The organism is Aeromonas sp. TW 6 (assembly GCF_013168745.1).
Classification (GTDB): domain Bacteria; phylum Pseudomonadota; class Gammaproteobacteria; order Enterobacterales; family Aeromonadaceae; genus Aeromonas; species Aeromonas caviae.
The window spans coordinates 1-20,348 of record NZ_JABERS010000049.1; the positions used below are offsets into that span (position 1 = coordinate 1).

Below are 20,348 nucleotides of genomic sequence, written 5' to 3' on the forward strand. Positions count from 1 at the left end.
GATTACGACGACATCCTTGATGCCTGCACATCGGCCTGGAAGCACTTTATTGCCGATGTGGAGCGGGTGATGTCACTTTGTAGCCGAGATTGGATAAAACTGACCTAATGTTTAATCCGATTGGTATAATACCCCCTTCAGACCTCTTGGTAATCCACTTCATGTGGATGAATCAGGAGTCTTCAAAGTGCATTTTCAGCTCTCTTCACATGCTATTTGCTCTACCGCAAGGTGAGCCTGTGCCCTATGGGCGTTCATCAGGCTTCAGACCGCGCCTGGCTCAAACTTCCTCTTGATCTTCAGCACTGTCCCCTTGAGATCATGCTTTCCCTCAGTCACCTCCCGTGGCCTCTATGGCCCAGCCATCTTCTGACTTTCAGCACTGCAAGCTCTTGCAGTACGCCATCTGACGCCTCCTTGTTTTGGCGCCGGCAGAGCAGGTGAGGCCATGTGCGTGACGCGACACCATGCCGGGGCCACGCGGCAACGCGACCCCCTCTGGTGGCGGGAGCCCGGGCAGGCTATCTTGCCGTTGCTGAAGACGCCGGGCACCGGTTTCATACCGTGCGACTCTCCCGTTCTGTTTTATGGAAGGTGCGGCCCCGTGCAGGGGTTGCTCCCGACTCACCAGAGACCAGGCTGACAGGCGTGTCATGAATGCAGACCCGTCAGCCTCTTTTCGCGCCCCTGAGGGGCGCCGTTTTCTGTGGTTGCTCAAAGGAGCCCTGATGATTGGCATGATCGCATCTCTACTCAAACCGGGTCTGCCCGAACACCCGGACTCTTCGCAATATCAGGGGGGCCGGTTCAACAATGCCGTGACACCCCAGGCGCGAAGCCTCTGGGAAGGGGTCAGGCTCTGGTGGGACTTCCTGTTCGCCAAGCCTGAGGGCACGGTGCCGGATCGCGCCATTCCGGTACAGGTCATGACCCGGGAGGGGGTCATCGCGGCGCCGGACAACAGCGTGTGGCGCCTCGGCCACTCCACTCTGCTGCTGAAGTTGCAGGGCACGTTCTGGCTGACGGATCCCGTGTTCAGCGAGCGGGCCTCGCCGGTGCAGTGGTTCGGCCCCAAGCGCTGGCATCAGCCGCCCATCACCCTGGAAGCGTTGCCTCCCATCGAGGGGGTGATCCTCTCCCATGATCACTACGACCATCTCGATCACGGGGCCATACTGGCGCTGCAGGAGAAGGTCGGCCACTTCATCACGCCCCTCGGGGTGGGGGCGCGCCTCATGGCCTGGGGGATTGCGAAGGAGAAGATCCGCGAACTGGACTGGTGGCAGCAGACCCGGGTGGGCGGTGTCACCCTGGTAGCGACCCCGGCCCAGCATTTCTCCGGCCGTGGCCTCGGGGACGGCAACCAGACCCTCTGGGCCTCCTGGGTCATTCGCGGCGAGGGGGTCAACCTCTTCTTCAGCGGTGACAGCGGCTACTTCGACGGTTTCAAGGAGATTGGCAGGCGCTACGGTCCGTTCGACGTGACCTTTCTCGAGACCGGGGCCTACGACAAGCGCTGGGAGCTGGTGCACATGCTCCCGGCGCAGACGGCGCAGGCGTTTCACGATCTCGGGGGGAAATGGCTCTATCCGGTGCACAACGGCACCTTCGATCTGGCCATGCACCGCTGGAACGACCCGCTTGAGCAGATTGCCCGACTGGCTGCCGAGCAACAGATCCCCCTGACCACGCCTGTCATGGGAGAGCCTCTGGAGGTGCTGAGCCCCCATGAGGGCAGCCCCTGGTGGCGCGATTGACCTGAGTGCCCTCCAAAGACGGTGTCACCCCTCAAAGGGGCGTGCGGGAGGCTGGGGGCGGGCCCTGTGAGCGCCCCCGCTGCCTCCCCATCCTCTGTGCCGGGCCAGCTATGACCAGGCGGGGAGGGCGCACGGGAGCGCCTTGCCCGCGTTATCTTCTGCCACCGGGGTCTTGCTGATACCTCACTCGGGCTGGGCGGCAACCTGGCGCTTGAAAGGACCTGGCTTGTTGGCCTTGCGGTGCTCCGAGACCAGGATCAGCAGGCGCTGCAGGGCGATGAAGCTGAACAGCAGCAGGCCGATGATGATCTTGGTCCACCAGGAGCTGAGGGTGCCGTCGAAGTTGATGTAGGTCTGGATCAACCCCTGGATCAGCACCCCGAACAGGGAGCCGAAGACGGTGCCCACCCCGCCGCTCAGCAGAGTGCCGCCGATGACCACGGCGGCGATGGCATCGAGCTCCACCCCGACGGCGGCGAGCGGATAGCCTGCCGAGGTATAGAGCGCGAACACGATGCCTGCCAGGGTCGCCAGGGTGGTGGAGAGCAGGTAGATGCGAATGGTGGTGTGGCGCACCGAGATCCCCATCAGGGCTGCCGAGGTGGCGTTGCCGCCGATGGCGTAAACGTTGTTGCCAAAGCGGGTGCGGTTGGCGAGCAGGATGCCGAAGACCACCACCGCCAGCATGATGAGGGCCAGCAGGCTCAGGCGACCACCCCCCGGTATCTTCCACGACAGGCTCGACAGATAGGTGAAGCTGGGGTGATCGATGGGCAGGGACTGCTCGGAGATGAGAAAACTGGCCCCCCGCAGGAAGAACATGCCCGCCAGGGTGATGATGAAGGCGGGGATCTTCAGGGTGTCGATGAGCCAGCCCATGAGGGCGCCAAAGCCAGCCCCGAGCACCAGCACCAGGGGGATGGCCAGCATGGGGCTGACGCCCAGCTTCCCGATGAGGGTTGCCAGCAGCACGCCGGTGAAGGCGATGACGGCCCCCACCGACAGGTCGATGCCCCCCGAGAGGATGACGAAGGTCATGCCCACCGCCACTATCCCCAGAAACGCGTTGTCTGTCAGTATGTTGCAGATGATGCGGGTGGAGAGAAAGGCGGGGAAGGAGGCCAGGCAAAGCAGGTAGCCCACCAGAAACACCATGATGGTCACCATCAGGGGGAGGTTGCGCTTAAACATGACGAGTCCCTCGCTGGAAGAGGTGATTGAGGGCCGGCGACTGCATGACGAGCACCGCCAGCACCACCATGGCCTTGACGATCTGGTTCCACTGGGGCTGGTAGCCGGAGAGCAGGATCCCGGTGTTCACCCCCTGGATGATCAGGATGCCGATCAGGGAGAGGGCGAGATTGAAGCGTCCCCCCATCAGGGAGGTGCCCCCGATCACCACTGCTAGGATGGCGTCCATCTCCAGCCAGAGCCCGGCATTGTTGGCATCGGCCCCCCGGATGTCGGCGGCGACTATCATGCCGGCGACGGCGGCCATCATGCCGCTCAGCAGGTAGGTGGCGATCACCACCATGGGGGTGTTGAGGCCGGCGTTCTTGGCCGCCTTGATGTTGATCCCCACCGCCTCGATGAAGAGGCCGAGGGCGGTGCGCTTGGTCAGCAGCCAGAGCAGCAGCGCCATGCCCAGGGTGATGATGACCGGGGTGGGTAGATAGAGGAGGGAGCCGCTGCCGATCCAGGCCAGGGCGTCGTTGTTGAAGGTGATGATCTGCCCCTCGGTGATGAGCTGGGCGATGCCCCGGCCTGCCACCATGAGGATCAGGGTGGCGACGATGGGCTGGATCTTGAACACCGCCACCAGCAGGCCGTTCCACAGGCCGCACAGGAGGCCCACCCCGATGACGGAGGCGAGAATGACCGGCAGGCTGTGACCGCCGGTGGCCAGGCTGGCCATGGTGGCCCCGCTGATGGCCATCACGGCCCCCACCGACAGATCGATGCCGCCGGTGGCGATGACCAGCGTCATGCCGAGGGCGAGCAGGGCCACCGGGGCGCAGCGGTTGAGGATGTCGATGAGGCTGCCAAACAGTCGGCCATCCTGGATGTGGATGGCGAAGAAGTTGTCGGCGACCAGGGCATTGATGAGCAGCACGCCCACCAGGGCGACACATTGGGCCGAGCCCGTGGGCCAGGGCCGGCGGGGGCGGCTGGTCCCCTTGGAGAGGGGAAGAGTGGATGACGTCATATCAGGCCTCGCATGCAATGGCGTTCATGATGGCAGGGACGCTGAGGGCGTCCGTTGCAAGCTCTGCCACCTGTTTTCGATCGCGCAGGACGATCACCCGATCGGCGTAGCCCACCAGTTCCTCGAGCTCCGAGGAGATGACCAGCAGAGCCAGCCCGTTGGCGCAGAGGGATTCGATGAGGCGGATGATCTCGGCGTGGGCCCCCACGTCGATGCCCCGGGTGGGTTCGTCCAGGATCAGGAACTGCGGCTTGGTCAGCAGCCAGCGGGCCAGCAGCACCTTCTGCTGGTTGCCCCCGGAGAGAAACTGGATGGGCTGCTCCGGCCCCGGCGTCTTGATAGCCAGCTGAGTGATGAGGCGGGCGGTGATCTCGTCCTGCTCCTTGCGAGACAGGGGGCGCAGCCAGCCCCGCTGGGCCTGCAGGGCCAGCACCATGTTTTCCCGCACCGAGGCAGAGGCGATGATGCCGGCGCTCTTGCGATCCTCCGGGCAGAAGCCGAAGCCGTGGGCGGCGGCCTGGCGCGCACTGCGGATGGTGACCGGCTTGTCCCGCACCCGGCACTCGCCGCAATCCTTTGGCACTATGCCGAACATCAGCTCGGCGGTCTCGGTACGACCGGAGCCGAGCAGGCCGGCCAGGCCCACGATCTCCCCGGGCATGACGTCGAGGCTGAAGGGGGCGATGACCCCGCGCTTGCCATAGTCCCTGAATGACACCATGGGCTGGCTGCTGCGCAGTGTCTTACCCGCCCGCTTGAGGGCGTTGTCGTCCAGCTCGCGCCCCAGCATCATCTTGACCAATTCCAGTTGCGGCAGCGCCTGGGTGTCGCGGGTGCCGACCAGCTCGCCGTTGCGCAGCACCGTGATGCGATCGCTGATGGCGTAGACCTGATCCAGAAAATGGGTGATGAAGACCAGGCTCACCCCCCGATCCCGCAGGCTCTTCATCAGGGCGAACAGCATCTGGACCTCGCTGGTGTCGAGGCTGGCGGTGGGCTCGTCCAGGATCAGGATCCTGGCGGAGAGTGACACCGCCCGGGCGATGGCCACGATCTGCTGCATGGCGACCGAGTAGTGACCCAGGGGCAGGGTGACGTCCATCTCGAAGCCATGGCTGGCCATGATGGCGCTGGCCTGCCGGGTCATGGCGACCCGGTCGATGAAGCCGAAACGGCGGGGCTCGTGGCCGATGAAGAGGTTGTCGGCCACCGACATGTTGGGCAGAAGGTTGACCTCCTGGTAGACGGTGCCTATTCCCAGGCGCTGGGCGTGGGCTGTGTCCGTCGGGGAGATGGGGACGCCATCGAGCTCGATGCGGCCCGCATCACGCTGATAGACGCCGGTGAGGGTCTTGATCAGGGTGGACTTGCCGGCCCCGTTCTCGCCGAGCAGCGCCATGATCTCCCCCCGTCGCAGGGAAAAGTCCACCTGATGCAGGGCCCGTACCCCGGGAAAGGCCTTGCAGATCCCCCGGGCGTGCAGCAGGACATCGCGATTTTTTTCTGACATGGAAATGGCTCTCCGATATAACACGCCATATAAGCACTCGGGCATATATGGCGTGTTATTTGACAGGCTGTTTCAGAGGGTGGCCGGTATTAATAGCCCATGTCTTTTTTCAGTTCGAGCTGGGCCTGGGCGCTCTCCGGCTCAAACAATTTGGACTCTGTCTTGATCTGTTTGGGGGGCAGGGTGCCATCCTTTTTATAGGCCAGCAGGGTGTCAAAGGCGGGGCCCGCCATATTTGGCGTGAGTTCCACCGAGGCGTTGGCTTCACCTGCGATCATCGCCTTGAATATATCCGGCACGCCGTCGATGGAGATGATCTTGATATCCTTGCCCGGTTTGAGCCCGGCTTCCTTGATGGCCTGAATGGCCCCGATGGCCATGTCATCGTTGTGGGCGTAGACGGCGCAAATATTCTTGCCGCCGTTTTCCGCCTTGATGAAGCTCTCCATCACCTCCTTGCCCTTGCTGCGGGTGAAGTCGCCGGACTGGGTGCGGATGATCTTGATGGTGGGCACGGCCGCGACGGTATCGAGGAAGCCCTTCTTGCGGTCCAGCGCCACGCTGGCCCCGACGGTGCCTTGCAATTCAACGACGTTGCAGGGCTTGCCATCCTGCTGCTTGATGAGCCAGTTGGCCGCCACCGCTCCTTCGTGGACGCTGTCTGCGGCGACCCCCGTCATGAAGAGGGAGTCATCCTTGACCGTGATATTGCGATCCAGCAGGAACACGGGGATCTCGGCCTCTTTTGCTTCCTGCAATACCGGGTCCCAGCCTGTCTGCACCACGGGGGCAATAAAGATGGCGTCCACGCCCTGGGCAATAAAGGAGCGAATGGCCTTGATCTGGTTTTCCTGTTTCTGCTGGGCATCGGCAATCTTCAGGGTAATGCCGCGTTTCTGTGCCTCGCTCTTGGCCACCGAGGTTTCTGCCGCCCGCCAGCCGGACTCAGACCCTATTTGGGAGAACCCCACCGTCATGTCCGCGGAATAAGCGGAGGCAGAGAGAATAAGGGTGCTGATAATGCCCGCCAGTTTCACTTTCTTATACATGTGACACTCCTTTGTGATGCATGGTGAAATAAACCGGAACGCGTCAGGTTTTTATTGTTCGGGTCAAGGTTATAGGCTCGCGGATTTAACGACGGGAGGTGGCTCACAGAAAGTTTTCAGCAGCACGATGCTTCATACAAACAGCAGAAGAGTTCATACCTCAGGTGGGGGCTGCATTGATTTATCTGCATATTTATTTTTGTCGGCGACCATTGTGTCCAGAATGCAGCCTGGCTCGCCCGCGTCTTTCGCCCCGGCACCGTGTCTGACGCACAGCCTTAGCCCCATCACGGGACAGAGGGGCACAGAGGGGGGCCACCCCGCCAGCGGCGAGGCGGGGTCAGGGCGCTGGGTCAGGGTTGGGCCCGCCAGCTCTCAGTGCGCACCGCCGCCAGCAGGTAATCCACGAAGGCCCGAACCCGGGCAGAGAGGTGGCGATGCTGGGGATAGAGGGCATAGAAGGGGCGGGAGCGCCCCGCAAAGGGGGTCATCACCTCGACCAGCTTGCCTTGCAAGAGCGCCTCTTGCGCCACGAAATGGTAGATCTGGAACAGACCGCCGCCCGCCACCGCCCAGCCCAGGCCCGCCAGCACGTCGTCCAGCACCCGCTGCCGGCTGTGCACCTGAAGATCGACGGGGGCTCCCTGCTCGTCCACAAACTGCCAGGGGAAGGGGCGACCCGTACTCGGGGTGATGAACTGGATCAGATCGTGTTGCGACAGCGTCTCCAGGGAGGTCGGTGCGGGGCGACGGGCCGCGTAGGCGGGGGCGCAGAAGACCCCGAGGCTGGCATCCTCCAGCTTTCGGGCGATCACCCGGGAGTCGCGGGGTTCCCCCAGACGAATGGCGAGATCGTAGCCATCCTCCACGAAGTCGATGTTTCTGTTGGAGACGTTGAGCTCCAGCTCGACCTCGGGATAGGCCGCCATGAAACCCGGCAGCAGGGGCACCAGACGGTGGTGGGCATAGACGGTGCCCACGCTGATGCGCAGCACCCCCTTGGGGTGGCGCTGGCGACCGGTGATGGCCCGCTCGGCCTCGGCGATTTGCTCCAGCGCCTGCTGGCACTGATCCCGATAGAGTTCCCCGTCGTGGGTGAGGCGCACGCTGCGGGTGGTGCGATGGAAGAGTTTGACACCGAGCCTGGCCTCGAGCCGCTGGATGGAGCGGCTCACCGAGGCGGGCGTCACCCCCAGCACCTGAGCCGTGGCGGTAAAGCTGCCAAGTTCGGCCGCCTTGCAAAAGAGCTCTATGGTGCCGAGCTGGACGGGGTCGAAGGCACGGGACATATGTTCATCCATGTAAATAAACAAGTTCAATGGCGTGAGTTTATTCGCCTGTGGGTAATCAGTAAATTCGTCATCCATCGCGGCACCCTTGCCGCACAAACGATCACTGCCATCAGAAGGAAGATCACGATGAAGAACACCCTCAAGGCCTTGCTGGCCTCACTGCTGCTGGCGACCTCCGCTGTGGCCAGCGCCGCTTCGAAAGGCGAGATCCTGGTGCTGCTCTCGAGCGAGACCGAGCTGCCGCTTCAGGGGGGCAAGCACTTTACCTCCGGCTTCTATCTCAATGAGCTGGGTGTCCCTGCCGCCGCCCTGCTGGAGGCCGGCTACACCCTGACCCCGGTGACCCCGAGAGGGAACCGGCCGGAGGCCGACAAGGGCTCCGTCGATCCCCGGTACTTCGGCGGCAACCCGCAGGAGATGGGACGCATCGGTGCCGTGGTGGACGGCCTGCTCACCCCCGGCAAGGTGCTCTCCCTGAAGGAGGTGCTGCAATCCGGTCCCGAGCGCTATGCCGGCCTCTTCATTCCCGGTGGCCACGCCCCCCTCATCGATCTTGCCAAGGATCCCGAGGTGGGGACCCTGCTTCGCCACTTCCATGACAACCACAAACCCACGGCCGCCATCTGCCACGGCCCCATCGCGCTGCTGGCGGCGCAGGCGGATCCGGCCGGGTTCGAGCCGTCGGTCATTGCAGGCAAGGCGGACGGCGCCAGAGAGTGGATCTACGACGGTTACAGGATGACCATCTTCTCCGACAAGGAAGAGGCGGTGTTTGAAGGCTCCCTTGGGGGTGACAAGCTGCGCTACTACCCGGCGAAGGCCATGGCCCAGGCCGGTGGCAGCATGCAGTTCGTGGCACCCTGGCAGCCTGGCGTTGTGATCGATCGCGAGCTCATCACAGGCCAGAATCCCTTCTCCGATCACGCCCTGGCGAGCGCCTTCATCGCGGCGCTGGACAAACAGCAAGGGGCAGGCTGACGCCAGGAGAGGCGCAAGTTCCCCCCTTGATCAGTGCAGGCAGCCCCCATGGGCTGCCTTTTTCATGCCCCAGCCTTGGCGAGAAACGCCTTCATGGCGGGGGTGACACTGTGTTTTCGGGTGATGAAGGCGATGGTGCCTGCGCTCGCATCGCTCAAGGGATGGCAGGGCAGTTTGAAGAGCTGCTGGGCGGTGGCGGCGATGCCGGCGCTGACCACGGCGCAGCCGAGGCCGTGGCTCACCCCGTTGACCAGGTGGAACAGGGAGTCGGTCTCCAGCACCACCCGCAGGCTGATCTGCTGGCGGGCGGCGGCCTCGTCCAGGTAGCGGCGAAACTGCATGGTGGTGCTTGGCAGGATCAGGGGGAGATCTTGCAGGTCCGCCAGGGTCAGCGGCCCGGTCGAGGCGCAGTGGGCAGGCAGGGGGCCCAGCAGGGCCATGGGGTTGGGGTGGCGAAGCTGGACGTCGAGGGAGCGGCGCTGATGCTCGGTGAGCAACTCGTCAAAGCCGAGCCCGATGTCGATGCGATGCAGATCCAGCTGCTCCATCAGGGTGGCATGGGTCATCACGCAGAGGTGCAGGCCCACCTTGGGGTAGGCGTCATTGAACCCCTTGAGCAGCGGCATGATGTCGATGCTCGACTGGGGCACGACGCCGATGCGCAGCGCCCCCGACAGCCCGCCCCGAAAGAGGCTGAGCTCCTGGCGCATGGCATCCTGTTCCTGAAGCATCCGCTCGGCGTGGTGCAGCACCACTTCCCCCGCCTGGGTCAGGGCTACGAACTGGCTGTTGCGCACCACCAGTTCGGTGCCAAGTGACTTCTCCAGGGCGGTGATGCTGGCCGACAGGGTCGGCTGGGTGATGAAGCAAGCCTTGGCCGCCTTGGCGAAGTGACGGTGCTGGGCCAGCTCGTAGAAATAGTGCAACTGCTTGATATTCATCGTGGTAATGGCAGCAGGCAAAGGCAATGAGCGACAAATTTAATCAATCGACATCCCGATGGCAATAGAAGTTATCTATTGGTGAATAGATTTGTTTCATTGGTTTTGGCGCGGCGGCTTATCTAAACTTGAGGCCCGAATACAGCTTATAAGCGTCTCGCATGATCCCTTTCAATTCACGGTTGCCCAGTCTGGATGAGCTGGTGGAGGAGGTGGCCGTGTCCGTCAACATCAACGGCATCAACCATGCCGTCATGATGGCCACCCCGGACGATCTCGACGATTTCGCCATCGGTTTTCTGTTTGGCGAGGGGATCATCGGGGGCAACCATGATGTACACGATATCCAGAGCACCCCGTCCGAGCACGGCATCGTGCTCGATGTCACCATCGCCAACCGCTGTCTGGCAATGCTTGGCCAGCGCAAGCGCCGCCTGGCCGGTGCCAGCGGCTGTGGCATCTGCGGCGTGGAGGCCATCGAACATGCGTTGCCCGTGCTCACCCCGCTGACCCCGGGCGCCCCCTTCGACACCGCCTCTTTGCAGGATCTGCGGGAGCGCATCGTCCCCTGGCAGAGCAAGGCCCGCCAGAGCGGCGCCCTTCATGCCGCCCTGGCGCTGGATGATCGCGGCGAGATCCTGGCCTGCAGGGAGGACATAGGGCGGCACAACGCCCTGGACAAGCTCATCGGCATGCAGCTGCGCCAGCCGGTGCAGGCTGCCACCCTGGTCATCACCAGCCGCTGCGGCAGCGAACTCATTCACAAGGCGGTGCAATTTGGCGCCGCCCACCTCATCAGCCTTGCCTCTCCCAGTCAGCTCGCGGTGCGACTGGCCCTGAAGTACAACCTGACCCTGATCCATGTGCCCCGATCCGATGCCCCGGTCTGCTATGCCAGCCCCCGCGCCCAGGATCACGTTGGAGATTCCCATGTCCAGTCATATTGAGAAACCGGCCAAGGCCGGCGGCTTTTCCTCCCTGCAGTCCACCTTCAAGCAGGTGCTGCAGAGCCAGAAGACCCGCCAGAACATCAAGAACCTGCTGCGGGTCAACCAGACCGACGGCTTTGACTGTCCCGGCTGCGCCTGGGGTGACAACAAGCAGGGGGCCTTCCAGTTTTGCGAGAACGGCGCCAAGGCGGTGGCCTGGGAATCCACCGGCAAGACGGTGGGGGCCGATTTCTTCGCCGAGCATTCGGTGCGTCGCCTCGCCACCCAGAGCGACTACTGGCTCGAATACCAGGGGCGACTGACCGAGCCCCTGCGCTACAACCCGGCCACCGATCACTACGAGCCGGTTAGCTGGGATCAGGCGTTTGCCCTTATCGCCGACAAACTCAAGAGCCTGGCCAGCCCCGACGAGGTGGAGTTCTACACCTCGGGACGCGCCAGCAACGAAGCCTCCTACCTCTATCAGCTGTTTGGCCGCCTCTATGGCACCAACAACTTCCCCGACTGCTCCAACATGTGCCACGAGGCGAGCGGGGTGGGGCTCATCCAGTCCGTCGGGGTGGGCAAGGGCACCGTGGTGCTCGATGATTTCGACGCCGCCAAAGCCATCTTCGTCTTTGGCCAGAACCCGGGCACCAACCACCCGCGCATGATGAACGCCCTGCGCAAGGCGGCGCGCCAGGGGTGCCAGATCGTCACCTTCAACAACCTCAAAGAGGTGGCCCTCGAGCGCTTCGCGAGCCCCCAGAGCCCGGCGGAGCTACTGACCCCGGCGGCCACCACCATCAGCCACCAGTACCTCACGCCAAAGCTGGGCGGTGACATGGCGGCCATTCGCGGCATGGCGAAATACATCCTGGAAGAGGAGGGTGGGCGTATCGATCTCGCCTTCATCGAGCAGCACACCGCGCACTTTGACGACTACCTGGCCCAGGTGAAGGCCACGGAGTGGACGCAGATCGAGGCGCAATCCGGCCTCGGTCGGGAGGCGATCACCCGGGCGGCGCAGATCTTCGCAAGCAGCGAGAGCGTGATCAGCTGCTGGGCCATGGGGATCACCCAGCACAAGCATTCGGTCGACACCATTCGCGAAATCGTCAACCTGCACCTGATGTGCGGCCAGATTGGCAAGCCGGGGGCCGGACTCTGTCCGGTGCGCGGTCACAGCAACGTGCAGGGCAACCGCACCATGGGGATCAACGAGAAACCCAATGCCGCCTTCCTCGATCGCCTGGAGCGCCGCTTCCCGGTGGGCTTCAAGCGCACGCCGGGGCACAACGTCTACGAGGCCCTTAAAGCCCTTCATGGCGGCAAGAGCAAGGTGCTCATCTGCCTTGGGGGCAACCTGGCAGCCGCCGCACCGGATACCGAGTTCACCTATGAAGCGATGCGAAGGAGCGAGCTCAACGTGCAGATCAGCACCAAGCTCAACCGCAGCCACCTCATGGTGTCAAAAGATGCTCTGATCCTCCCCTGTCTGGGCCGTACCGAGCTCGATCAGCAGCGCACCGGGGTGCAGAAGATCACCGTGGAGGACACCTTCAGCATGGTGCACGCCTCCACCGGGATGAACGAGCCGGTCTCGCCGCTCTGTCTCTCCGAGATAGACATCGTGGCCCGCATGGCCGAGGCAACGCTTGGCAGCGATCGGGTGGACTGGCTGGCGCTGCGGGATGACTACGGGCTGCTGCGGGATCTCATCGAGGAGACCATCGCGGGCTTTGGCGACTTCAACCGCCGCATAGAGGAGCCCTGCGGCTTCCATCTGGAGAACAGCGCCGCCCTGCTGCGCTGGAACACCGCGAGCGGGCGCGCCGAATTCAGGGCGAGCCGTTTGCCGGACTCCATCCTGCCCGAGTGCACCAGCCACGCGGAGCAGATGGTGGACCAGCCCGTGCTGCTGCTTCAGAGCCTGCGCTCCCACGATCAGTACAACACCACCATCTATGGCATGGATGACCGCTATCGCGGCATCAAGGGGCGACGCAACGTGGTCTTCATGAACGAGGAGGATGCCAGGAGGCTGGGGCTCGCCGAGGAGCAGCGGGTGGACATGAGTGCGGTGTGCAACGACGGGCGCGAGCGGGTGGTGCGGGGCTTTAGCGTCATCTTCTACGAGATCCCGAAAGGCAACATCGCCGCCTACTACCCGGAGACCAACCCCCTGGTGGCCATCGAGAGCATAGGGGAGGGCTCTTTCACCCCCACCTCCAAATCGGTGCCCGTACTGGTGACCCCGAGCGCCGCCTCGGTCGAGAGCCTGGCTGTCACGCTCTGATCTCCTGACATGGATACCGTCCGACCCCTGCCATGGTAGGGTTTTTTTTATGGCCGAACGGTGTCCGGCAAAGCCTGGGCCGATCAGCCCAGGGCCACCACCACGCAGTTTCGGCCCTGGCTCTTGGCATCATAGAGCGCCTTGTCCGCCTCCTTGAGCACGGCGGCGATGCTGGTGGCATCCGCTCCCCAGTGGGCGACGCCGAGGGAGATGGTGATGTGGCCTGCCACCTCCATGTCGTGGCTCGCCACCCGGGTACGCAGGCGCTCGGCGATCTTCTGCGCCTGTGCAAGGGAGACCCCGGGCAGCAGCAGCAGGAACTCTTCGCCGCCGCTTCGACACAAGGCGGCATCGGAACGCAGATCCTGCTGCATCAGGGTGGCGAGGGAGACGATGACGGCATCCCCCACGTCGTGACCGAAGCGGTCGTTGATGGCCTTGAAGTGATCGATGTCCAGGGCAATCACCGTCAGGGGCTGACGCTCGACCTCGTACTCGTCCAACATCTGCTGCATGGCCCGGCGGTTGAACAGGCCCGTCATGGGGTCGGTGTGGCTGTCGGTGTGCAGTTTGTCGATCTGGGTGTTGAGCAGCCCCAGCCCCTTGAGGATGGCCTGCTTCAACTGGGCTGCTTCGAAATACCAGGCGCGGATCCCCGAGATGCTGGTGGCGGCCCCTTGCTGATCCATGAGTCCGGCCCGGTTGGCCAGTTGTCGCAGGGGTCTGGCGATGATGGTGGCCGAGAGCCAGATGACGAAAAGAATGAAGAGGGTGACCGGGATCATCCCCTTGAGGATCTCCAGCATCTGTTCATCCAGGCCGGCCAGGGTGGCGCTGCGGGGGCGCTGGGCCACTATCCCCCAGCCTGCGTCCGCCACCGGGGCAAAGCCTGCCAGCATCTCGCTGCCCCGGGAGTTGAGCACGCTTTGCGCGCCATCCTGCCCCTTGAGCACCGCATCCACCACCCGGTTCTTGCCAATCCTCTGGCCGATGCGCTCCGGGTTCGGGTGATAGATGAGGGTGCGCTGGCGGTCCACCACATAAAGATAAGAACCATCCTGGTAGTAGTGCTGCCCCAGCAGGCTGGAGAGCACGCTGGCGGACTCCAGATAGATGGTGCCGGCAACATAGCCGAGGTAGCGCTTGTCTGCCGAGAAGATGGGGTGGGAGAGGCTGATGAGGTAGTTGCCAGTGAGGGAGACCAGAGGATCCGCGATGAGGGGCTGCTGGCTTGCCAGGGTCCGGCTCGCATTGGCCGAGGTGAGCTTGACCCCTTTCACATGCAATGCCTCGGGTGAGACGGCGACGATGACGGAGTCGGTGTTCACGATGGCGACCGAGTTGAAGGTGTTGGTCTGCTGGCGCAACTGGCCTGCCACCTCCTCGAGTCCATGGAGGTCGTTGCCCTGCAGCAAGGGGGCGAGCCGGGCCGCGCCATAGGCCAGCTGTCCCTGGGCCGAGCGCAGCATGGTCTCGGTGGAGGCGGCGAGCTTGGTGGCATAGACCCGGTTTGCTTCCAGGGTGCTGTCGATGAGCAGTTGTCTTTGTGCCTGATAGATGGCGTAAAAGCTGTTGCCAAAGGTAGCCAGCACGCCGATGACGGCCAGCGCAAGGATGAGGCGATGCAGATCAAACCTCAGCAGCCAGTGAGAGTGCATGAACGAAACGGATCCTTGTCGTGGCGTCGGGGCAGTGCGGCAATTTTAAGGGGGGTGACCGCCCAATGCCATCGTTAATGTGATTCTCGAATGGTTCCCTTTCATGGCGTGTCCTGGGCGGCAGCCCCGTCCCCTGTCGTCATGAGGCCGGTGAGGGCGGGATCCGCCAGCTCCGCCACCGTCTGCCAGAAGGGGGCGACGAGGGGATTGTCGTTGCCCGGCGGGCGAATGAGCCCGATGATCCAGCTCGCGTCGGCCTCCCCGAGGGGCAGGGTCAGCACATCGGGATGCTCAATGGTGGTGGAGGAGGGGACCAGGGTCCAGGCGATGCCGGCCGCCGCGGTGGCGATGCCGGCGGCGAAGTCGTTCACGTACTGGATGTCCTGAAAGCGCAGGCCGCTCTGGGCGAGGTAATGGATGAACTGATCGTAAAAAGAGGGGGCCTTGTCCCGGCGCAGGATGGCGAGCGGTTTCTCCTGCAGATCGGCGAGCCCTGCCACCCCCTGATAGCCTGCGGGCATCACGGCGACGAAATGGGCGCGCACCACGGGCAGCACCGGCCAGCCCTTGGGGGCGGGCAGGCGGCAGAAGCCGAGATCCAGCCGCCCCTCCGCCAGCGCCAGCAACTGGTGATGGGTGGAGAGATCGTTGAGCTCGATGGCGACCCCGGGGCGGCTGGCCCGAAAGCGGGCGATGGCGGCGGGCACCAGCAGCTTGGTGGCGACCCCGAAGCCGATGCGCAGGGTACCCGCGTGGCCCGCCAGCACGTCGCGGGCGCTGCGGGCGAGCTGTTCGCTCTGGGCCACCAGGGTGCAGGCGTCGGCGTAGAGGGCGCGCCCGAGCACCGTCAGCCGGGTGCTGCCAGCGTTGCGCTCGAACAGCTCGCCGCCAAGGTCCGTCTCCAGCCGGCGGATCTGCTTGCTCAGGGCCGACTGGGTGACGTGCTGGCGCGCCGCCGCCTGACCAAAGTGCAATACCTCCCCCAGGGTGACGAAGGCTTTCAGATCTCTCAACTCCATGGTGCCTCGCTTGATTCCAGATGGGAATGATAGGTGGCCATATTTGTCATTGGACGGAATTCTAGAAGTGTTGGATGCTGGTGCCAACTCATTTCGGACCCCTGTACGGGGTCGACGTATCACGGGATGGCCTCCGCCATCCGCGCAGAAGGAGCAACACCAGATGCATCATCACAGGTTCAACGACTTCCCGAACGGCTTCCTCTGGGGCGCCGCCTCCGCCGCCTATCAGGTGGAAGGGGCCTGGAACGAGGAGGGCAAGGGCCCCTCGGTATGGGACAGCTTCACCAAGCTGCCGGGCAAGACCTTTGAAGGGAGCAACGGAGACGTGGCGGTGGATCACTACCACAGGGTGGAAGAGGACGTGGCGCTGATGGCCGAGATGGGGCTCAAGGCCTATCGCTTCTCGGTGAGCTGGCCGCGCATCTACCCGACCGGGCGTGGCGAGGTGAACGAGGCGGGGCTCGCCTTCTATGACAGGCTCATCGACGCCCTGCTGGCCCACGGCATCGAGCCGGTGCTGACCCTCTATCACTGGGATCTCCCCCAGGCCCTGCAGGATGAGTACGGCGGCTGGGAAGACAGGCGCATCATCGACGACTTCGAGCGCTATTGCGTGACCCTCTATCAGCGCTTCGCCGGCAAGGTGAAGTACTGGGTGTCGCTCAACGAGCAGAACTACAACCTGACCAACGCCTACCAGCTTGGCACCCATCCTCCCGCCGTGCAGGACAGGAAGCGGTTCTTCGCCGCCAACCACATCGCGTTTCTCGCCAACGCCCGTGTCATCAAGGCGTTTCGCCAGCACGTGCCAAACGGCCTGATCGGGCCGAGCTTTGCGTACTCCCCCGCCTATCCGGCCTCCTGCGCCCCGAGCGACATGCTGGCGTTCGAGAATGCCGAGGAGTTCACCAACCTCTGGTGGCTGGATGCCTACTGCTTCGGCCGTTACCCCCAGGCGGCGCTCGCCTATCTGCGGGAGACCGGCGAGGCGCCGGAGATCCTGCCGGGCGATCTCGAGCTCTTGCGCGAAGGCACCCCCGACTACATCGGGGTCAACTACTACTACACCCTGACCTTCACCGACAACCCCCTCGGCGGCCAGACGATGCAGCGCATCAACACCACGGGCAAGAAGGGCACTACGCCCTCCAGCGGCATTCCCGGCCTCTACAAGACGGCCCCCAATCCGCACCTTGAGACCAGCAACTGGGACTGGGCCATCGATCCCACCGGGATGCGCATCGCCCTGCGCCGGCTCTCCTCCCGCTACGCCCTGCCGCTGATGATCACCGAGAACGGCCTGGGGGAGTTCGACAAGCTGGAAGCCGGGGACAAGGTGAACGACGACTACCGTATCGCCTATCTGCACAGCCACCTCAAGGCGTGCCAGGAGGCGATGCAGGACGGGGTCGAGCTGATTGGATATTGCGCCTGGTCCTTCACCGACATCCTGAGCTGGCTCAACGGCTACCAGAAGCGCTACGGCTTTGTCTACGTGGACAGGGACGAGCAGGGAGGGTCTCTTCGTCGCATCAAGAAAGAGAGCTTCCACTGGTACAGCCAGGTCATTGCAAGCGGTGGCAAGACCCTGTAACGGGCCCGGTGTGCCGCCCCTCGTCTGCCCAATGCCGGAAGGCCCCCTCATCGGAGGGGGCCTTCCTTGTTTGTGCAGCAGGCAACCATGACCGCCTAGATAAACATGCCGCCCGAGGCTTCGATGCGCTGGGCGGTGATCCAGCGGCAGTCATCGGAGAGCAGGGCGGCGATGGCACCACCGATGTCGTCGGGCTGACCCACCCGGCCAAGGGCGGTCTGGCTCGCGAGAAAGTCGTTGACTCCCTTGTTGTCGCGCACCACGCCGTCGCCAAAATCGGTCTCGATGGCGCCGGGGGCCAGCACGTTGACCGCGATGCCCCTGGGGCCCAGCTCCTTGGCCAGATACTGGGTGAGCACCTCGACGCCCCCCTTCATGGCGGCGTAGGCGGCATAACCCGGCATGGCGAAGCGGGTGAGGCCGGTAGAGAGGTTGAGGATGCGACCGCCGTCTGCCAGGAGGGGCAGGAGCGCCTGGGTCAGGAAGAAGGTCCCCTTGAGGTGGATGTTGAGCAGGGTGTCGAACTGCTGCTCCGTGGTCTGCTCGAAGCTGGCATGAATGCCGATCCCGGCGTTGTTGACCAGGAAGTTGAAATGGGTGCGCTGCCACTCCCGGGCGAGCAGTTGCGTCACCTCCTCTGCAAAGGCCGCGAAGGTGGCGCTCTCGCCCACGTCCAGAGCCAGGGCATGGGCCCGAACGCCGAGGACGCGGGCCTGGGTCACCACCGCCTCCGCCTCTGCGGCCTGGCTGCGGTAGGTGATGATGAGGTCGACGCCTTTGGCGGCGAGGGCCAGGGCCCCGTGCTTGCCAAGGCCGCGGCTGGCCCCGGTGATGAGGGCGATGGGTCTGGTCATGGTGTGACTCCTGTCAGGGTGGCGGACACAGGCTCGATACGAGCCGACCGGATCACTGTATTGTTCCTTTTAAACTGGATAAATAGCGTGATAATAGAATCACTGTTCCGTTTATCGAGACAATCAGGCCATGGATCAACTGGATGCGATGAGAGCCTTCGTGCGGGTTGCCGAGCTGGAGAGTTTTACCCGCTGCGCCGAGCAGACGGGCATCCCCAAGGCGACCCTCTCTGCCGCCATCCGTCGGCTGGAGGAGCGCATGGGGACCCGGCTCCTGTTGCGTACCACGCGGCGGGTGCAGCTCACCACGGACGGCCAGCTCTGCTATGCCAGATGCCGGGAGCTTTTGGCGGACATGGAGGAGTTTGACGGCCTGTTTCGCCAGGGGGGGCAGATCTCGGGACAACTGCGGGTCGACATGCCAAGCCGGATGGCCCGCCACCTGGTGATCCCGGCCCTGCCGGACTTTCTGGCGCAGCATCCCGCCCTGCAACTGATGCTGAGCAGCACGGACAGGCGGGTGGATCTGGTGCGCGAGGGGTTTGACTGCGTGGTGCGGGTCGTGGGGCTTGAGCCCTCCAGCCTGGTGGCCAGGCCCCTTGGTCACTATCGCCAGATCAACTGTGCCAGCGCAGGCTACCTGGCTCGCCACGGGGTGCCCCGCACCCTTGGGGATCTGGCGGGCCACCGGCTGGTGCACTATGGTCCCGGGTTTGGTGCCGGGCAGGGACGCAGCGAACCCGGCTTTGAATACCTGGCGGAAGATGGCCGCCGCGCCCTGCTGCCCATGGCGGGGGCCCTCATGGTCAATGACAGCGAGACCTACCTGGCGGCGGCGCTGGCGGGGCTTGGCATCATCCAGATGCCGCGGGTGGGGGTCGAATCCCTGCTCGCGGGGGGCGAGCTGGTGAGCATCCTGCCCCAGTGGCAGGCGCCGCCGCTCCCCATCCACGCCCTCTATGCCCATCGCCGCCAACTGGCCCCCAGGGTCCAGCTCTTCATCCACTGGCTGGCGGGGTTGCTCGCCGCCCATCTCGGGGGCACCCCAGAGGCGGCTGCGCCTTGAGCGAAACTCGCGGGGCGAGAGGGCAAACGCCTCCCGAAAGAAGCGGGTAAAGCTGCTCTGGCGGGCAAAACCCAGGCGCTCCCCCACTGTCTGCAGGGGGAGGGCGGGATCCTGCAACAGGCGGCAGGCCTCCTCCCGGCGCACCCGCTCCAGCAGGCCCGAGAAGTGGCACCCTTCCTCCCGCAGATGGCGGTTGAGGGTCCAGCGGGTCAGCTTGAGGTGCTCGCACACCCCATCGAGCAGAGAGGAGGCCTCGGTGCTCTCTTGCCACAGCTGCTGGCGAATGAGTGTCATCACCCTGTCCCGGTAGCGGCTGCTTGGGCGAAGCTGGGCCATCTGCCGGTCGAGCTCCCCGAGCAGCAGGGGTTGCAGGGGCAGGTTGCACTGCCCGTGGGCGAGATCGAGCAAGGCGGCGGGAAAGCGCAGCTCGAAGGCCGCCCCCTGCTGCAACCGTCCCTCCAGCCAACCTGCCAGCTCACGCCACAGCTTGGGGCGTACCGGGGTGGGCAGCACCAGCAGCCCCTGGCCCGGGTGGTAGAACTGGAGCAGGGCATAGAGGTGGCAGAGGTTGGCCAGGCTGCTCAGGGCGATGACGTCCGGATGATCGGACTCCGAGTGGTAGCTGATCCTGGCCTGTCCCTCTTCTTCTTGCAGGCGGATCTCGTCGCTCTCGCCGATGAGGGGGCGGTAGGCAAGGAAGAAGTGCAGGGCCTGGCGAAGGGTGGCGGCGTTGCAGCACAGGCTCGCCAGCGACATGAAGTCGGCAAAGAGACCGGGGAGGGCGGGGGGCGTCCAGTCGAGGGCCAGATCCACGTGGGGGGCTGCCCCGGCCAGCAGCCGGAAGTGGCGCCCGGTGTCGAGCCGCCCCTGGGGGATCAGCAGCTCTTCGTGGGCGATGCCGCAGGGGTGCAGGAGGGCAGCAGGATCCCGCCCGCGGGCCTGCCAGTGGTTGAGGCAGTGCAGGGCAATCCGGTTGGAGACGGTCTTCACGGCAAAAATCCTTGTCAGCGGTGGCCCACCATCATCGACCAACGGCGGCGGATTGCCGTGAGCCAGCGCCGCTTTCATGTTTCAGATTTGTAACCAAGGGTAACCCTGCAACCCTTTTCACACTTTTCAATCCTGCTCCCAACCGGCAACTTCCTGCACCCGACGGGCAAGTGAGAGGGGCCGCTTTTGCATAGAGTGGCGAC

At 64.1% G+C, this 20,348-nt stretch carries 15 protein-coding genes and 1 pseudogene; 6 read left to right on the forward strand and 10 right to left on the reverse strand.

Annotation, left to right across the window (positions count from 1 at the left end):
- The first annotated feature begins 728 nt into the window (after positions 1-728).
- On the forward strand, positions 729-1,757 hold the full coding sequence (locus tag HKD46_RS18040) for an MBL fold metallo-hydrolase (RefSeq protein ID WP_171865760.1): 1,029 nt from the start codon (positions 729-731) through the stop codon (positions 1,755-1,757).
- Positions 1,758-1,940: 183 nt separating this feature from the next.
- Here the strand turns inward: HKD46_RS18040 and yjfF are convergent, their stop codons facing one another.
- The 5 genes from yjfF to HKD46_RS18065 form a co-directional block, all read right to left on the reverse strand.
- On the reverse strand, positions 1,941-2,948 hold the full coding sequence (yjfF, locus tag HKD46_RS18045; RefSeq protein WP_171865761.1) for a galactofuranose ABC transporter, permease protein YjfF: 1,008 nt from the start codon (positions 2,946-2,948) through the stop codon (positions 1,941-1,943).
- Positions 2,941-3,963 (reverse strand): galactofuranose ABC transporter, ATP-binding protein YtfT, encoded by a 1,023-nt coding sequence (gene ytfT / locus HKD46_RS18050; protein WP_171865762.1) that lies wholly within the window; start codon positions 3,961-3,963, stop codon positions 2,941-2,943. Before ytfT ends, yjfF begins: the two co-directional genes overlap by 8 nt.
- 1 nt (position 3,964) lies before the next feature.
- Positions 3,965-5,473 (reverse strand): galactofuranose ABC transporter, ATP-binding protein YtfR, encoded by a 1,509-nt coding sequence (gene ytfR, locus HKD46_RS18055; protein ID WP_171865763.1) that lies wholly within the window; start codon positions 5,471-5,473, stop codon positions 3,965-3,967.
- A gap of 89 nt (positions 5,474-5,562) precedes the next feature.
- Positions 5,563-6,522 (reverse strand): galactofuranose ABC transporter, galactofuranose-binding protein YtfQ, encoded by a 960-nt coding sequence (gene ytfQ, locus HKD46_RS18060; RefSeq protein ID WP_043760823.1) that lies wholly within the window; start codon positions 6,520-6,522, stop codon positions 5,563-5,565.
- A 353-nt stretch (positions 6,523-6,875) separates the two neighbouring features.
- Positions 6,876-7,811 carry a LysR family transcriptional regulator gene (locus HKD46_RS18065; RefSeq protein WP_171865764.1) on the reverse strand — a complete coding sequence of 312 codons (936 nt, stop codon included), beginning with the start codon at positions 7,809-7,811 and terminating at the stop codon, positions 6,876-6,878.
- A 129-nt stretch (positions 7,812-7,940) separates the two neighbouring features.
- Between HKD46_RS18065 and HKD46_RS18070 the strand changes: the two genes are divergently transcribed.
- Positions 7,941-8,792, forward strand: coding sequence for a type 1 glutamine amidotransferase domain-containing protein (locus tag HKD46_RS18070; protein ID WP_171865765.1), 852 nt, complete (start codon positions 7,941-7,943; stop codon positions 8,790-8,792).
- A gap of 62 nt (positions 8,793-8,854) precedes the next feature.
- Here the strand turns inward: HKD46_RS18070 and HKD46_RS18075 are convergent, their stop codons facing one another.
- Entirely contained in the window at positions 8,855-9,733 is an 879-nt protein-coding gene (locus tag HKD46_RS18075; RefSeq protein ID WP_171865766.1) for a LysR family transcriptional regulator, read from the reverse strand.
- Between the two features lie 161 nt (positions 9,734-9,894).
- On the opposite strand from HKD46_RS18075, the gene fdhD reads away from it, so the two are divergent.
- Entirely contained in the window at positions 9,895-10,680 is a 786-nt protein-coding gene (gene fdhD / locus HKD46_RS18080) for a formate dehydrogenase accessory sulfurtransferase FdhD (RefSeq protein ID WP_029314473.1), read from the forward strand.
- Positions 10,664-12,961: an FdhF/YdeP family oxidoreductase gene (locus tag HKD46_RS18085; RefSeq protein ID WP_171865767.1), complete on the forward strand. Its 2,298-nt coding sequence runs from the start codon at positions 10,664-10,666 to the stop codon at positions 12,959-12,961. The genes fdhD and HKD46_RS18085 overlap by 17 nt, the downstream gene beginning before the upstream one ends.
- Positions 12,962-13,044: 83 nt before the next feature.
- Here HKD46_RS18085 and HKD46_RS18090 read toward each other — a convergent pair whose 3' ends face one another.
- Both HKD46_RS18090 and HKD46_RS18095 read right to left on the reverse strand, forming a co-directional pair.
- Positions 13,045-14,619: a sensor domain-containing diguanylate cyclase gene (locus HKD46_RS18090; RefSeq protein WP_161470743.1), complete on the reverse strand. Its 1,575-nt coding sequence runs from the start codon at positions 14,617-14,619 to the stop codon at positions 13,045-13,047.
- Between the two features lie 101 nt (positions 14,620-14,720).
- The gene (locus tag HKD46_RS18095; RefSeq protein WP_171865768.1) at positions 14,721-15,638 is read right to left on the reverse strand and encodes a LysR family transcriptional regulator; all 918 of its coding nucleotides are present in this window, start codon (positions 15,636-15,638) and stop codon (positions 14,721-14,723) included.
- A 163-nt stretch (positions 15,639-15,801) separates the two neighbouring features.
- Between HKD46_RS18095 and HKD46_RS18100 the strand changes: the two genes are divergently transcribed.
- Positions 15,802-17,235, forward strand: a complete 1,434-nt coding sequence (locus tag HKD46_RS18100; protein WP_171865769.1) for a glycoside hydrolase family 1 protein — start codon at positions 15,802-15,804, stop codon at positions 17,233-17,235.
- A 95-nt stretch (positions 17,236-17,330) separates the two neighbouring features.
- On the opposite strand, the gene HKD46_RS18105 is transcribed toward HKD46_RS18100, so the two are convergent.
- Positions 17,331-18,089, reverse strand: a complete 759-nt coding sequence (locus tag HKD46_RS18105; RefSeq protein WP_171865770.1) for an SDR family NAD(P)-dependent oxidoreductase — start codon at positions 18,087-18,089, stop codon at positions 17,331-17,333.
- Between the two features lie 130 nt (positions 18,090-18,219).
- Here HKD46_RS18105 and HKD46_RS18110 point away from each other — a divergent pair, with 130 nt between their 5' ends.
- Positions 18,220-19,155, forward strand: a complete 936-nt coding sequence (locus tag HKD46_RS18110) for a LysR family transcriptional regulator (RefSeq protein WP_171865771.1) — start codon at positions 18,220-18,222, stop codon at positions 19,153-19,155.
- 54 nt (positions 19,156-19,209) lie between these two features.
- Here HKD46_RS18110 and HKD46_RS18115 read toward each other — a convergent pair.
- Positions 19,210-20,223, reverse strand: a pseudogene (locus tag HKD46_RS18115) (AraC family transcriptional regulator ligand-binding domain-containing protein); the annotation flags it as partial.
- Positions 20,224-20,348 lie beyond the last annotated feature (125 nt).

Excerpts from the sequence above, each read along its gene's own strand:
- HKD46_RS18040 (WP_171865760.1), top strand. The coding sequence starts at position 729 with ATGATTGGCATGATCGCATCTCTACTCAAACCGGGTCTGCCCGAACAC.
- yjfF (WP_171865761.1), bottom strand. The coding sequence starts at position 2,948 with ATGTTTAAGCGCAACCTCCCCCTGATGGTGACCATCATGGTGTTTCTG.
- ytfT (WP_171865762.1), bottom strand. The coding sequence starts at position 3,963 with ATGACGTCATCCACTCTTCCCCTCTCCAAGGGGACCAGCCGCCCCCGC.
- ytfR (WP_171865763.1), bottom strand. The coding sequence starts at position 5,473 with ATGTCAGAAAAAAATCGCGATGTCCTGCTGCACGCCCGGGGGATCTGC.
- ytfQ (WP_043760823.1), bottom strand. The coding sequence starts at position 6,522 with ATGTATAAGAAAGTGAAACTGGCGGGCATTATCAGCACCCTTATTCTC.
- HKD46_RS18065 (WP_171865764.1), bottom strand. The coding sequence starts at position 7,811 with ATGTCCCGTGCCTTCGACCCCGTCCAGCTCGGCACCATAGAGCTCTTT.
- HKD46_RS18070 (WP_171865765.1), top strand. The coding sequence starts at position 7,941 with ATGAAGAACACCCTCAAGGCCTTGCTGGCCTCACTGCTGCTGGCGACC.
- HKD46_RS18075 (WP_171865766.1), bottom strand. The coding sequence starts at position 9,733 with ATGAATATCAAGCAGTTGCACTATTTCTACGAGCTGGCCCAGCACCGT.
- fdhD (WP_029314473.1), top strand. The coding sequence starts at position 9,895 with ATGATCCCTTTCAATTCACGGTTGCCCAGTCTGGATGAGCTGGTGGAG.
- HKD46_RS18085 (WP_171865767.1), top strand. The coding sequence starts at position 10,664 with ATGTCCAGTCATATTGAGAAACCGGCCAAGGCCGGCGGCTTTTCCTCC.
- HKD46_RS18090 (WP_161470743.1), bottom strand. The coding sequence starts at position 14,619 with ATGCACTCTCACTGGCTGCTGAGGTTTGATCTGCATCGCCTCATCCTT.
- HKD46_RS18095 (WP_171865768.1), bottom strand. The coding sequence starts at position 15,638 with ATGGAGTTGAGAGATCTGAAAGCCTTCGTCACCCTGGGGGAGGTATTG.
- HKD46_RS18100 (WP_171865769.1), top strand. The coding sequence starts at position 15,802 with ATGCATCATCACAGGTTCAACGACTTCCCGAACGGCTTCCTCTGGGGC.
- HKD46_RS18105 (WP_171865770.1), bottom strand. The coding sequence starts at position 18,089 with ATGACCAGACCCATCGCCCTCATCACCGGGGCCAGCCGCGGCCTTGGC.
- HKD46_RS18110 (WP_171865771.1), top strand. The coding sequence starts at position 18,220 with ATGGATCAACTGGATGCGATGAGAGCCTTCGTGCGGGTTGCCGAGCTG.